Below are 14,531 nucleotides of genomic sequence, written 5' to 3'. Positions count from 1 at the left end.
TACACTGTATGCAAAAGAAAAAAACTTGAAACAGACTCGTTTCAAGTTTTTTAAACTACTTATTTGATTTCGCCTTCATATTGAAGCATACCGCCAACCATGTTCACTGTTTTAAAGCCTTGCTCATTTAAATAATGGCATACATTTTCACTACGCATTCCCGAACGGCAAATAAAGATATATTCATTCTCTTTATCAAAGAAATCTACTTTATTTGGGATATCACCCATTTTAATATGTACAGCTTCTGGAATTTTTCCTGCTGCTACTTCTTCATCTTCCCTTACGTCTACTAAAAATAACGTTTCTCCTTTTTCTAAACGCTCTTGCACTTCTTCTGTAGTAATTGTTTTCACTTCTGTCATATGTCGTTCCTCCTTATATACAATAAAACCTTTAATTTCTTCTTTAAACAACCATTTCTCATCAATTTTAGCATGCGAAAGAAAGAACGCAAAGAATAGGGAATTTATTTCTCAATTTTCTCGTAAAACTTATCCTTTACAAACATAACTCTTGCATTGTATCCTCAATATACTTGTTTTATGAAAGGAGCCAATGAAAATGACACTTTTTCTTTTCATTATGGGCATCATTTTCTTAATCGCTGCAATTATTGCTCTTAGTATGAAAAATAATAGAAAGATAAAATCACCACAAGAAATGTCATTCTTGTTTCTATTGCTTAGTATCGCCTTCTTCGGTATAGCAATTGCCACATATATTTTTCGTCTACAAATCATGTAAAAAAAGGTGCCTATTACATACATTGCACCTTTTTCACATCATTTATTTTCTACACAAAACTAGACACTTTCCGATTTAAAAATTCATAAACTTTCTTTTCAAACAAATGAACATCAAATACTCCCGCCATATGCCCATTTATACTCTCTATCTCATATACTTCCGCATACTTCCCTTGTCTTTGCAATAGGTCTACCATTTTATAATTATAACGTGAAGGCTGAAGCAAATCTTGTTTACACGGAATCATAAGTACATTTGCTTCTATATTAGACAGTGCGTCTTCTAAAGACGAAAATCCATGTGCAATATCATGTAATAAAACTGCTTTTGCAGTGTACATCCACGAATTTGCATCTACTAAAGCTATACTTCTATTTGTCACTTTGTTAATTTCTTTCTCAAATGATGTTAATGCAGAAAATGTTTCATAAGGCTCTTTCTCTATACTATTACGAGGAAATGTCGTTTCGTAAAAATGCTCGTCAAACGCGTTCATAAACATCATTCTATTTGCTAACTGAAGCCCCTTCATTGGCTGCTCTTCTCCATATTTTCCGCCCTTCCAACTTGGATCCAGCTTGATAGCCTCAATTGCATTTTGCGCTACATTTACCGACGTAATAATTGGATTTTGCGGGTTCGTAATAACACCAATCATCCGCTCTATCATATGAGGATAATGAACAGCCCATTGCTGCGCAATCATCCCGCCAGCTGACGGTCCCATTACAGCATGTAGCCTTGCGATTCCCATATCTTTTATTAACTCATATTGCATACGAGCTACATCAAGAAATGTAAAAACCGGAAAATCTATCGCATATTCATCTCCAGTTTTCGGATTAATCGATTTCGGTCCCGTTGTAATTACATAAGGGTTCTTCACCTGCACATTACAAATATTATCAGTGCATATAACGAAGTATTTATTTGTATCAATTGCTTTTCCCGGTCCAATTAAACCATCCCACCAACCAGACTCCTCATCATGCGCTGTATATTTTCCTGCTGCGTGACTAGTTGCACTAAAATAATGACAAACCAAAATCGTATTTGACCTTTCTCTATTTAAAGTACCATACGTCTCATACCCCATTTGAACAGGAATTGTCCTACCATTTTCAAATGTAAACTCCTTTAAAATAAATTTCTCCTTTTTTACAATTTGCACAGACTCGCCCTCTTCTCGTCATAGTATGTACTGCTTACTAAAGGATTTTTTCTATGCAAACCCATCTCCTCCTTCTTTTCATAAATAAATGAATAATATACAAAATTAGCCACAAAATAGCACTATATTACACAATCAAAGAGGGCATACATATGATTTGGAATTGGCTACGTAAGAAAAAAAAATCAAATACAACAGAGAAAAACGAAACAGATAACTCAGAGCAACACCCTAACAATCAAGAGGATAATAGCAAACAACAGACTAGAAGTATGAAACATAATAAAGATAGCAATGGCGAGCAACCAAAAGAGGAGCACAAGGAGTCTTCCAAAGATAAGCAGCAAAACAAATCGAATCAGAAACAGCAACAAAGTGCTAAACAAGACGAATCTTCTCAAGGACAACAACACTCTAAACAAAACAAATCAGATCAACAGCAGCATTCTAAACAAGACAACTCAGATCAAGATCAACAGCAGCATTCTAAGCAAGACAACTCGGAGCAAGATCAACAGCAGCATTCTAAGCAAGACAACTCGGAGCAAGATCAACAGCAGCATTCTAAGCAAGACAACTCGGAGCAAAATCAACAGCAACATTCCAAGCAAGACAACTCGGAGCAAGATCAACAGCAGCATTCTAAGCAAGACAACTCGGAGCAAAATCAACAGCAACATTCCAAGCAAGACAACTCGGAGCAAGATCAACAACAACACTCTAAACACAACAACTCAGATCAAGGGCAGCAGCAACAAAATTCTAAAGGTAATAGTATTTATGATTTTACGAAACCAGAAAAAGAACATATTCATTCTCTACAAGATTTAATAGAGAAGCTCAAACAGTCTAGTGATTTTGTTAATTATCACACATCTGACGATGAAACGATGCCTTATTGGATTTCTTACTATCGTCCTTCGCTTGATGGAGAGAAATTACAAAAATATTTAATGCCCACTCTTTTAGAACGACCTTGTGCTTCACTAGAAGAGCTAAAAGAACATATTCCAATGAGTGGCATTACAATTACGAACGACTTACAAAAAATTGAAGATATGGTTTTAAAGGGGCATGCGATTATTCAGTTGAATCAGAAAGATCAAAAATGTATGCTCGCAAATATTGCAATTGATAATTATCGTGCACCAACTCCTCCTTTAAATGAATCGACTGTTATTGGTCCGCAAGAAGGTTTTGTAGAGGATATTGATACAAACATAAATTTAGTACGAAAACGTCTTCCTGTTTTAGATTTACAAACAAAAGAGATGATTATCGGTGAGTTTTCCAAAACAAAAGTTGTCATGATGTATTTAGACAACCTTGCTGAAAAAGATAATGTTGATTTTCTAGAGGAGTCTTTACGTGCTCTTGAATATGATCAAATTAATGATAGTGCTTATTTACAAGAATTGATGGGAGAAAAGTCGATTTTCCCTCTCTATATCAATACAGAACGCACTGATAGAGTTACAAAAGCACTAATCGATGGGAAAATCGCTATTTTTGTGGATGGCTCTCCAAGTGTTTTACTAACACCTGTATCCTATTTCGATTTTTTCATTTCCCCAGAAGACTATAACGTCTCCTGGATGTATGCTACATTTTCAAGGGTTTTAAGATTAATTGCCGTTCTATTTTCAATTTGCGCTACACCGTTATACGTTGCAGTTTTAAATTATCATTATGAACTCATTGCGAGTGATTTACTTGAAACTTTAATTTTATCAAGGGCGCAAGTACCATTCCCGCCTTTAATTGAAGCACTCTTTTTAGAACTCGCAATCGATTTACTGAGAGAAGCTGGCGCGAGGTTACCGATGAAAGTTGGTCAAACGCTCGGTATTGTAGGCGGTATCGTAATTGGGCAAGCATCTGTACAAGCTGGTTTAACGAGTAATATTTTATTAATTATCGTTGCCTTATCAGCACTCGCCTCCTTTATTACACCTATTTATAAAATGGGTAATGCGGTTCGACTACTACGTTTTCCTTTTCTTATGTTTGCAGAAATAGGCGGATTGTTCGGGATTTCTCTTGGATTTATCTTTTTATTTACTCATCTATTTAGACTTACTTCCTTACGTAAGCCGTACGCTTTGTTTTATCCGACAAGACAACAGTCTGTTAAAGACTCTTGGATTCGTTTTCCTTTAACAATGATTGATACACGGGATGTACAAGCAAGGCCACAACATGTAAAAAAAGCAGCGAAAGGAATTTCAACAAAACATAGATCAGACTTTGATGATTAAGAAATGAGGTGCATTCGATGAGTAAAGTTCAAGAAAAATATCAAATATCTCCTATTTTCGTTTTCTTCTTAATTCACGGTGCACAGTTCGGTGCTGGCGTTCTCGGCTTCGCTCGAATCACCGCAAAGGCCGCTGGATACGACGGCTGGATGGGCGTTGTAATCACAGGACTCTGTATCCATCTTCTTATATGGATGATGTATTTTTTATTAAAAGAAACAAATGGAAATTTAATTGATTTACAACGACAAACGTTTGGAAAGTGGATAGGGAATATCTTTAATATCATCTTTGCAGCTTATTTTTTAATCGTCAGTATTTCGGTCATTCGAACGTATGTTGAAATTATTCAAGTATGGATGTTCCCAACTGCTTCCACGTGGATGTTAACACTCTTTTTATGCTTAGTTAGCTATTACATTGTCTCTTCTGGATTTCGTGTCATTACCGGTATTTGCGTCATCTCTGTTGGTGGTACATTGGGATATTTATTTTTAAGCTTATTCGTTTTGAAATATTCACATTGGGAGAATTTACTGCCTATATTCACACATTCTTTTTCAGACATTTTAAAATCCGCTCAAGTGTCAATCTACAGTATGACTGGTTTTGAGATTTACCTCATGGTGTATCCATTTGTGAAAAAGCCTATGCAATCTCATAAATACGCTCAGCTTGGAGCACTATTTTCAAATCTTCTATATGTATTTAGCACCCTTTTAGCCTTTGCATTTTTTAGTGAAAAACAATTATTAAAAACGATATGGCCCCAACTTTCTATGACCCAAGTCATTCAATTACCGTTTATAGAAAGACTCGAATATATTGCAATTTCAGGCTATGCACTCGTTATTATTTCAAGTTTTATCCTCCCTTTATGGGCAGCAACGAGAGCAACACATGAAATATTCCGTGTAAAACAAAGAGGTGTTTTAATCGCTTTTATGTTTATCACTCTCATTGTTTCACAACTTTTAACAAACAGACACGATATTAATAATTTTATTAGTAATGCATCAAAGGGGAGTTTTTGGCTTATTTATGTATACATCCCAATCCTATTTATTATTGTGTGGGTGAAAAGAAAATGGAAAAAATCAAAAGCACAAGCAAATTAATACTGATTTCTTGTATAACATTCTTCAGTCTAACTGGGTGTTTACAAAAAAATATTATCGATGATGTACAACTTATTCAAGGAACAGTATTTGATGTTGCAAAAGATAAAAAACTAAAAGTGACATTCGTTTGTCCCATTCAGAAAAAAGGAAATAAAGTTCAAGTTTTTGAAGGCACCGCAAATGCGGTAAAACAAGTAAAAGCTGAAACATCTTTAGAGTCTTCTCAACCATTTGCTAGTGGGCAAATGCGTGTCGCTCTATATACGATAAGACTTGCCAAAACAGGAATGTCTACTTCATTCGATACATTACTTCGAGATGTAAACATAGGGAACGCTTTATATGTTGGTTTATTAGAGGGGAATGGTACTGAACTTTTAAAAGGCAAATATTCGACTTCATACAACGTTGCAATTTATATAAAAAAGTTGTTAGAACATAATATGGAGACCGGTCCTTTACCAACAGATAATCTGCATGTAGGAGCATTCCGTTATTATCAAGAAGGGCAAGACTACTATATTCCCATTCTAAAGAAGCATGGTGATAAAATAAAAATCAACGGAATTGGTCTTTTTAAAAAGGATAAATATATCGGTAAAATCGCAGAAAAAGATATGTTCATCTTTAAAGGACTATTAGAGAAACATAAATTAGATTCACATGAATTCAAAACGGATTCCGCGTACGTAATGATTAATAATATTCGTTCTGTTCCAACTTACGATATAAAAATTAAAAACGGGAAGCCTTCTTTTTTCATTCACGTTCATCTTGATGCACGTATTCAAGAACTATCGAAGCAAATTAACTTAGAAAATAACAAGAACACAAAAAACATTGAAAAAAACATCCAAAAACAATTAGATAAACAAGCTGCTAAGTTAATTAAGCAACTTAAGTCTTTAGGCGTCGATCCGCTCGGGCTAGGTGCTAAATATAAGCAACATTATCGCCCATTCAAGTTAGAGGAGTGGAAACAAATGTACAAAGATGTTCCAGTTACTATAAAATACACCGTAAATATTACAAATTCTGGTGTAATTGAATGAGAAATGATTGAACTCCTCTCTCCAGCATGATACAACGGAAAGAGGAGTTTTTATTTTAGATAGAGAGAGAAGATATTTATGGGGGAGCTTATGTCTAAAAAATTAGTAAAGCCTATTTTAAATGGTATTTTATTTCTCGGCGTCTTTTTATTTGCTCATACATATTTAAAAAATGTTTCCTTCACACGTTATTTACTTGTCGTTATACCAATGTTGCTCGTTGGTATGTTTGGCATCGACCTTATTTTATCCATTTTAATAAAAGAAGAAAAATAACGAGCAGGGCCGTCCCAAAAGTATTCCGGGATGGCTTTCTTTTATTAATGGGTTATGTTTTGTCGTTTATTCGATATAGTCTTTCCCTATCTTAACTAAAAGCTAAAACTTTTGGACAGTCCCTTTTCATTTCATAATCACCCTATGTTACAATGAGATTCGGACAAAGCGAGAAAGGATGAAACAACATGACAAACGAAAAAGGTTTAGATAAAGGGTACGAACTTGTTGCAAAAATGCATAAAGAGTTCGGACACCCTGTGACAAATACTCCAACAAAACTAACAGAAGAACGTGCAAAAATCCGTGCGAGTTTTATGCAAGAAGAGCTAGAAGAATTTCTGGAAGCAACGACTGTTGAAGATCAATATGATGCACTAATTGACCTTATTTATTTTGCATTCGGAACATTTGCCGAAATGGGCGTACGTCCTGATAAAGGATTCGAAATTGTAAATAACGCAAACATGGCAAAACTATTCCCTGATGGAAAACCTCGATTCCGTGAAGGCGACGGCAAAATTCTAAAACCAGAAGGCTGGCAAGCACCAGAACCACAACTTCGTGCTGAAATCGAACGTCAACGCCAAGAAGCTGAAAAAAACTGCTAGGATTTCCTAGCAGTTTTTTATTATGTCTTTTTTTCTGGCAATCATTAATGACCCACGTGTCCCGCATGTCCTGCAGCTCCACTAATGCTAGCCGCTCCTGCTGCTGCCCCCGCTCCTCCTGCTCCAATTCCACCTGTCCAAGGAGAAGATTGTTGTTGATACTGTTGGTATTGTTGGTGTTGTTGGTGTTGTTGGTGTTGTTGGCCTTGGTAACCTTGATGACCTTGGTGACCTTGGTGACCTTGATGACCTTGGTGACCTTGGTGGCCGTGGTGACCTTGGTGACCTTGGTGACCTTGATGGCCGTGGTGGCCATGGTGACCTTGGTGACCTTGGTGACCTTGATGAGTTTGATAAAGAACAGCCTGTGGATGTATATGATGGTGTCCGTGGTGATGTACTTGTTGTTGATGATGTCCATGTTGACCTTGGTGACCGTGGTGACCTTGGTGGTGATGGTGTCCATGTTGACCGTGGTGGCCTTGATGGTGATGATGTCCATGTTGACCTTGGTGACCTTGATGGTGATGATGATGTCCATGATGTCCATGATGGCCGTGGTGACCTTGATGGTGATGGTGGTGATGTCCATGTTGACCGTGAACAAATTGCGGATACCCACCTATTCCTCCAGCTACAACACCTACTCCTGGTACCGGAAATCCTGTCTGCACTCCTCCAACAAAAGAAGGAAATGTAGTTGGTGCTCCTACTGGAAATCCTCCTGTTACTGTAGGCATTCCAGCCCCTGATGTCGAAAAACCTCCCATTGATGTCGGCATTCCAGTTTGTATGCCGGCTACTGATGTTGGAAAACCTCCTGCTGCTCCATCCATCCAGCTCGGAATTCCACCGTATCCTTGTTGGCCAGCCCCTCCCATTAACATCATTTGTTCATAACTATCCGATCCACCTCCGAAAAATCCGTGTGGTGCATTATTGTCCATCCCTTTCATTCCTTTCACCTCTTCTACTCATTTTAGCCTACCTTTTTTATCATATTTCCTATAGAAAAATAGGTGTTTGTCTGCATGGGAATTCCGCTCTTTTATTTGTACGTAATGGAATAATTGAAAACTTAGACTAAGGTAATCCAGAAATTATTTTCTACACAAAAAAGCTCAGAGTATAAATCCTCTGAGCTTTTTTGAATGAATTAGTTTGCAACAACGTTAACAAGTTTTCCAGGAACTACAATTACTTTACGAACTGTTTTCCCTTCAATTTGGTCCTTAATTGCTTCAAGTGCAAGTTGTTCCATTTCTTCTTTTGATGCGTCTTTACTCATTGTTAGTTTTGCGCGAACTTTACCCATAACTTGAACAACGATTTCAACTTCATCTTCTACAAGTTTAGACTCATCAAATGTTGGCCAGCTTGCATATGTGATTGTTTCATTGTATCCAAGTTTGCTCCATAGCTCTTCCCCGATGTGAGGTGCAACTGGTGCAATCATTTTTACGAAACCTTCTACATATTCTTTCGGAAGTGTTTCAGCTTTGTATGCATCGTTGATGAATACCATCATTTGAGAAATCGCTGTGTTGAAGCGAAGCTCTGCATAGTCTTCTGTTACTTTCTTCACTGTTTGGTGATAAGCTTTTTCAAGCTCTTTATTTGGTGCATCAGTAATTTTCTCACTTAATTCACCATTATCTTGAACGAATAGACGCCATACGCGGTCTAGGAAACGACGAGCTCCGTCAAGACCATTTTCAGACCAAGCGATTGAAGCATCTAATGGTCCCATGAACATTTCGTATAGACGAAGTGTATCTGCACCGTGGCTTGCTACGATATCATCAGGGTTTACAACGTTACCTTTTGATTTACTCATTTTCTCGTTGTTTTCACCTAGAATCATACCTTGGTTGAATAATTGTTGGAACGGCTCTTTCGTTGGAACTACACCGATATCGTATAATACTTTATGCCAGAAACGAGCATATAGTAAGTGAAGTACAGCGTGCTCTGCTCCGCCGATATAAATATCAACTGGAAGCCATTGTTTTACTTTTTCAGGATCTACAAGTGCTTCGCTATTGTTTGGATCGATGTAACGTAAGTAATACCAGCAGCTACCAGCCCATTGTGGCATTGTGTTCGTTTCACGACGACCTTTTTTACCAGTCTCAGGATCAACAACATTTACCCACTCGTCAATGTTAGCAAGTGGTGATTCACCTGTACCTGAAGGACGGATGTTGTCTGTTTTCGGAAGAACTAATGGTAATTCTTCTTCTTTTACAGCTGTCATTGTGCCATCTTCCCAGTGAATAACTGGAATTGGTTCACCCCAGTAACGTTGACGGCTGAATAACCAGTCACGTAGACGGTATGTTACTTTTTGATTTCCTGCGCTCGTTACTTCAAGCCATTCAATCATTTTTGCGATTGCTTCTTCTTTATTTAAACCATCAAGGAATGCTGAGTTTACGTGTTCACCATCACCTGTGTATGCTTCTTTCGTAATGTCTCCGCCTTTTACAACTTCCTTCATTGGAAGATTGAACGTTGATGCAAATTCATAGTCACGCTCATCATGAGCTGGAACTGCCATTACAGCACCTGTTCCGTAAGTTGCAAGAACGTAATCAGCGATCCAGATTGGTAATTTCTCACCATTTACTGGGTTAACTGCGTAAGCACCAGTGAATACACCAGTTTTCTCTTTCGCAAGTTCTGTACGCTCTAAATCACTCTTCATTTTTACAGAATTAATGTAAGCTTCTACAGCTTCTTTTTGTTCAGCAGTTGTAATATCAGCAACAAGTGCATGTTCTGGAGCAAGTACACAGTAGCTTACACCGAATAATGTATCAGGACGCGTTGTGAAAACTGTGAACTTCTCGTCTGTACCATCGATATTGAAGTGTACTTCGGCACCTTCAGAACGACCGATCCAGTTACGTTGCATATCTTTTAAGCTTTCTGGCCAATCAAGCTCATCAAGATCTTCTAATAGACGATCTCCGTAAGCTGTAATTTTTAACATCCACTGTCTCATCGGACGACGCTCAACTGGATGTCCACCGCGCTCACTCTTACCGTCAATGATTTCTTCGTTTGCAAGTACTGTACCAAGTGCTGGACACCAGTTTACAGGTACTTCATCAACGTAAGCTAAGCCTTTTTCAAATAGTTTTAGGAAAATCCATTGTGTCCACTTGTAGTAGTTTGGATCTGTTGTATTTACTTCACGGTCCCAATCGTAAGAGAAACCTAATGATTTAATTTGGTTACGGAATGTATTAATATTATGCTCTGTAAATTCAGCTGGGCTGTTTCCAGTATCAAGTGCATATTGCTCTGCTGGAAGACCGAATGCATCCCATCCCATTGGATGAAGAACGTTATATCCTTGCATACGCTTCATACGAGATAAAATATCTGTTGCTGTATAACCTTCTGGATGTCCTACGTGTAAGCCTGCACCTGATGGATATGGGAACATATCTAGTGCATAAAATTTTGGTTTTTCTGTCTCATCTGGCGTACGGAATGTTTTATTCTCTTCCCAGTACCCTTGCCACTTCTTCTCAATTTCTTGATGATTAAAGCTCATGAGATACCCTCCTTGAAATTCTATTTATTTTCACCGCCCAAAATACAAAAAACCTCTCATCCCTAGAAAGGGACGAGAGGTTATAGATTCCCGCGGTACCACCCTAAATTAATGTACAAATATACATTCGCTTAGATCCGTAACGTGGATTAACGGCAATTGCTACTATTAATTTCACAACTGCAACTCAAAGGCGAGTTCATAACGAAACGTGGATTGACTTGCACCGACCGTCAACTCTCTAAACCAGCTTCTATTACTACTACTCCTTCTCACTGTTATTACACATATGAGTTAATTTGAACTACCCTCCACTTCGTATCTCTAAAGAGCTTACTTAAAGCGGGGCTTCTCGGTTAATCGTTACTTTTAATAACTAACGAATTCGTCTTAAGACAGCCGAGCTATCTCCCTTGTTCGAAAGGTTGTTTTATTTAAATATATTCTAAAACATGTGAACATGTTCCGTCAAACTAAACTGCAATTTTTTCTTCAACTGTTTCTTCTACTTTTACTCGTTTATCATAAATACTCGTTGCGATAAGCGCTACTACAAGCATTACCATGATTGCTATAAACAATACTTCCATATTGTATAAATCCACAATTGCTCCGCCAACGACCGGCCCGAACATTTTCCCTACAGTCGCCGCACTATTTACAACACCTTGATAAAACCCTAACTTATCTTTTGGCGCAAGTATATTTGCAATTGTCGGAACCGCTGGCCAAACAAATAACTCACCAATTGTTAATGTTACCATCGCAACGAGGAACATCGTAAATTGCTGCGCTTGACTTAATACAATGAATGACACTGCAAAAATAAGAATCCCAATCATAATTTGTTGTTTTAACGAACGCCTCATCCAGCGAATTAACATACTAACTAGTGGCTGTGCACAAACGATCATCGCTCCGTTTATCGTCCATAATAAACTATAGTGACGAAGACTAATATTTAACTCTTGCATATGTGTTGCAATTGCTCCTTGCCACTGTACGTATGTAACCCAGCATAAAGCATATGCTACACATACGATAAGAAGTGCTTTGAATCCAGGTGTAAGCGACCAACCTTTTTTCGTTTCAACTTCTTTTTGCACTCCTGGCTCTTTCTTATCTTCCATACCACGGAATCCAATAAAAGCAATTAAGAAGAATACAAAGTATAAAATAAAGTTTGCTAAGAAAATATAATCAAAACGATACGATGCAACTAATCCACCACACGCTGTTCCAATCGCAATACCAACGTTTTGTCCAACGTACATCGCATTAAATGCTCGTCTTCCGCCCTCTGGCCAAACCGTACCAACCATCGCATACATCGATGGGAAGACCATTCCAGAACCAAAGCCGATTAACGCTAGCCACACAACATATAACGGCCAACCGTGGAAGAACACAAGACCTAAAATCGATACGAGTGTAATGACAATCCCTACTAAAGTTGATTTATAACCGCCCCATTTATCAAATAAAACACCGCCGAGCAAGTTTCCGATTACACCAGTAAGCGAGTTGATCATTAATACCATTCCGGCCACAGATAAAGATTTCCCTAGGTGATCATGCAAATAAATTGTATTAAAAGGCCATAAAAAAGAAGCACCCGTGACATTAATAATCATCCCAGCTACTAATAGCCATACTTTCCTTGGCATAGTCTCCCCTCCTATTCTATTTTTTCGTTCATCTATAACAGTAAAATTGTAGTCGTTTTTAAATAGGAAGGCAACTGATTAATAGTTGATGAAATTCAGATAATGGTTTTGCGGTAAATGAAATCATCTTGATTGCCACTTGAAAATATATCAGCGATTTTGGAAATATATCGGCGCAACTCGAAATATATCAGCGATTATCAAATTATATCGGCGCAACTTGCAATATATCAGCGATTATTAGAATATATCGACTTACCGACAAAAAATGACAACAATAACAATATATAAAGAGGCTGCATGAAGTTCATGCAGCCTCTTTATACTATCCAACTTCCTTTTCTCGCTTTGCACGTTCTTTAGCACTCCATTTAAATACCTTATCTAGTAGAGAGTATATTCTCCCAGACTCTTTCGTTAATAACGGTCCTAACGATGCCAATATTAAAACATATAAAGCAGAGAACGGTTTAATCGCTGCCATTAAGCCACCGGCAATGCCGATATTCGCTACAATAATAGAAAATTCCCCGCGTGATACAAGTGTTAAACCTATATTCGTAGAAGCCTTATGGGATAACCCGGCTTTACGTCCCGCAACCATTCCAGCAGTAAAATTGCCGATTAGAGTAATGAAAACTGCTCCTAATGCCAACCACACTGCTCCTCCAAGCGAAAACGGATCTATGCTTAAACCGAAGCTGAAAAAGAATATGGCTCCAAAGAAATCACGGAATGGGACGACGAGCTTCTCAATCCGATCACTATGCTCTGTTTCAGAAAAGACGAGTCCTAACAATAACGCTCCAATTGCCTCAGCGACATGAATCGTTTCTGAAAATCCTGCTACGAAGAATAAAATAGCGAATATTACGATAATAAAAATTTCATTTGAGGAAATATCTAATATTTTATTTAAAAACGGCGTAGCTTTTCTAGCGATTACAAAGAATAGTAGCATATATCCTACTGCAATTAACACCGATGTAAGAGCACCTACAAATGATGTGGCACCACCGAGTACTAACCCTGAAACGACTGATAAATATACAGCTAAAAAAATATCATCAAACATGATGATTCCTAATATTAATTCAGTCTCTTTATTACCAGATCTTCTTAAATCAACAATTACTTTTGCAACAATTGCACTCGATGAAATTGTAATGATTCCAGCAATAATTAACGTCTCTAATAAGGGGAAGCCCATAACATATCCATAAAGCAAACCTAATATGAAATTAAGTGATATGTGGACAGTCCCCCCAAAAGCAATTGATTTTCCTGATTTAATTAATTTTTTTATTGAGAATTCTAAACCTAAATAGAATAGGAGGAATATGACGCCAACGCGGCCGAGGAAGGAAATAACTTCTCCGCTTTCAATAAACCTTAAATCGATAAGTCCTAGATCGGGGGCATGAGGCCCCACTAACATACCGAGTATAATGAGAAACGGAATAATCGAGAACTTTAACTTCGCAGCGAGGATAGCTGCAAAAGCTACTAATACTAACGCAGTTCCAACTTCAAAGATTAAAGTATCCATCGATTATGAATCACCTCCTGATGAAAGCAATTCATTAATAATTCTTTTCACTTCATGTCTCGCGCCTGATAACACGAGCATATCGCCAGCTTCAATAATAGAGTCTGGACCTGGATTAAAGAATTTCTTCATATTCTTTTTTAAAATAGCAATAATCGTTACATTATATGTTTTTCTGACATGTAAGCTACCAATTGTTTTTTGTACGACTGGTGCATGATTTTCCACCTTAAACCATTCAATTGATAATCCTTCAAAAGCCATCTCAATCGTGTCTAACGCTTGTGGTCTATATACCATTCCGCCCAATATAGCTGCAATTTGTCTCGCTTCCGAATCACGAAGAGAAATACTTGAAATACTTTCATCATGATCTGCATCAAAATGATACATTTCTCTTCGGCCATCATCGTGAATAACAATAACCAGCTTTTCATTACCTTTTGTAATTACTTCAAACTTACATCCAATGCCCGGTAATTCACTCTCTCGAATATTCATATTCCCGCCT

General features: G+C 37.6%; 13 protein-coding genes and 1 other annotated feature. Of the genes, 6 read left to right on the top strand and 7 right to left on the bottom strand.

Annotated elements, in window-relative coordinates:
- Positions 1-59: 59 nt before the first annotated feature.
- Positions 60-365, bottom strand: coding sequence for a rhodanese-like domain-containing protein (locus tag ACTFSI_RS20830; RefSeq protein ID WP_000141202.1), 306 nt, complete (start codon positions 363-365; stop codon positions 60-62).
- 199 nt (positions 366-564) lie between these two features.
- Here ACTFSI_RS20830 and ACTFSI_RS20825 point away from each other — a divergent pair, with 199 nt between their 5' ends.
- Positions 565-747 carry a hypothetical protein gene (locus tag ACTFSI_RS20825; protein WP_000171883.1) on the top strand — a complete coding sequence of 61 codons (183 nt, stop codon included), beginning with the start codon at positions 565-567 and terminating at the stop codon, positions 745-747.
- A 49-nt stretch (positions 748-796) separates the two neighbouring features.
- Here the strand turns inward: ACTFSI_RS20825 and ACTFSI_RS20820 are convergent, their stop codons facing one another.
- Entirely contained in the window at positions 797-1,921 is a 1,125-nt protein-coding gene (locus ACTFSI_RS20820) for an alpha/beta fold hydrolase (protein ID WP_044793732.1), read from the bottom strand.
- Positions 1,922-2,073: 152 nt separating this feature from the next.
- Here ACTFSI_RS20820 and ACTFSI_RS20815 point away from each other — a divergent pair, with 152 nt between their 5' ends.
- The 5 genes from ACTFSI_RS20815 (at position 2,074) to ACTFSI_RS20795 (ending at position 7,239) form a co-directional block, all read left to right on the top strand.
- A complete protein-coding gene (locus ACTFSI_RS20815; protein WP_440045609.1) occupies positions 2,074-4,179 on the top strand; it encodes a spore germination protein in 2,106 nt (701 codons plus the stop codon).
- Between the two features lie 17 nt (positions 4,180-4,196).
- Positions 4,197-5,297 carry a spore germination protein gene (locus ACTFSI_RS20810; protein ID WP_044792469.1) on the top strand — a complete coding sequence of 367 codons (1,101 nt, stop codon included), beginning with the start codon at positions 4,197-4,199 and terminating at the stop codon, positions 5,295-5,297.
- On the top strand, positions 5,267-6,352 hold the full coding sequence (gene gerHC / locus ACTFSI_RS20805) for a spore germination protein GerHC (protein WP_044792467.1): 1,086 nt from the start codon (positions 5,267-5,269) through the stop codon (positions 6,350-6,352). Before ACTFSI_RS20810 ends, gerHC begins: the two co-directional genes overlap by 31 nt.
- 90 nt (positions 6,353-6,442) lie before the next feature.
- A complete protein-coding gene (locus ACTFSI_RS20800; protein WP_000038782.1) occupies positions 6,443-6,628 on the top strand; it encodes a hypothetical protein in 186 nt (61 codons plus the stop codon).
- Positions 6,629-6,816: 188 nt separating this feature from the next.
- On the top strand, positions 6,817-7,239 hold the full coding sequence (locus ACTFSI_RS20795; RefSeq protein WP_000180559.1) for a hypothetical protein: 423 nt from the start codon (positions 6,817-6,819) through the stop codon (positions 7,237-7,239).
- 44 nt (positions 7,240-7,283) lie between these two features.
- Here ACTFSI_RS20795 and ACTFSI_RS20790 read toward each other — a convergent pair whose 3' ends face one another.
- From ACTFSI_RS20790 to ACTFSI_RS20770, 5 genes are all read right to left on the bottom strand, one after another.
- The gene (locus tag ACTFSI_RS20790; protein ID WP_440045608.1) at positions 7,284-8,195 is read right to left on the bottom strand and encodes a hypothetical protein; all 912 of its coding nucleotides are present in this window, start codon (positions 8,193-8,195) and stop codon (positions 7,284-7,286) included.
- A 200-nt stretch (positions 8,196-8,395) separates the two neighbouring features.
- Positions 8,396-10,804, bottom strand: coding sequence for a leucine--tRNA ligase (leuS, locus tag ACTFSI_RS20785; RefSeq protein ID WP_044790847.1), 2,409 nt, complete (start codon positions 10,802-10,804; stop codon positions 8,396-8,398).
- Between the two features lie 65 nt (positions 10,805-10,869).
- Positions 10,870-11,089, bottom strand: a binding site (T-box leader).
- Between the two features lie 188 nt (positions 11,090-11,277).
- The gene (locus ACTFSI_RS20780; protein ID WP_044790848.1) at positions 11,278-12,471 is read right to left on the bottom strand and encodes an MDR family MFS transporter; all 1,194 of its coding nucleotides are present in this window, start codon (positions 12,469-12,471) and stop codon (positions 11,278-11,280) included.
- A 325-nt stretch (positions 12,472-12,796) separates the two neighbouring features.
- A complete protein-coding gene (locus ACTFSI_RS20775; RefSeq protein ID WP_000380186.1) occupies positions 12,797-14,020 on the bottom strand; it encodes a cation:proton antiporter in 1,224 nt (407 codons plus the stop codon).
- 3 nt (positions 14,021-14,023) lie between these two features.
- Positions 14,024-14,521: a cation:proton antiporter regulatory subunit gene (locus tag ACTFSI_RS20770; RefSeq protein ID WP_001026039.1), complete on the bottom strand. Its 498-nt coding sequence runs from the start codon at positions 14,519-14,521 to the stop codon at positions 14,024-14,026.
- Positions 14,522-14,531: the final 10 nt, after the last annotated feature.

It is taken from the genome of Bacillus cereus group sp. MYBK101-2, from assembly GCF_051918845.1.
GTDB lineage: Bacteria > Bacillota > Bacilli > Bacillales > Bacillaceae_G > Bacillus_A > Bacillus_A paranthracis.
The sequence above is the reverse complement of the archived record's forward strand: the minus strand, read 5'-3'. Positions and strand labels throughout refer to the sequence as shown.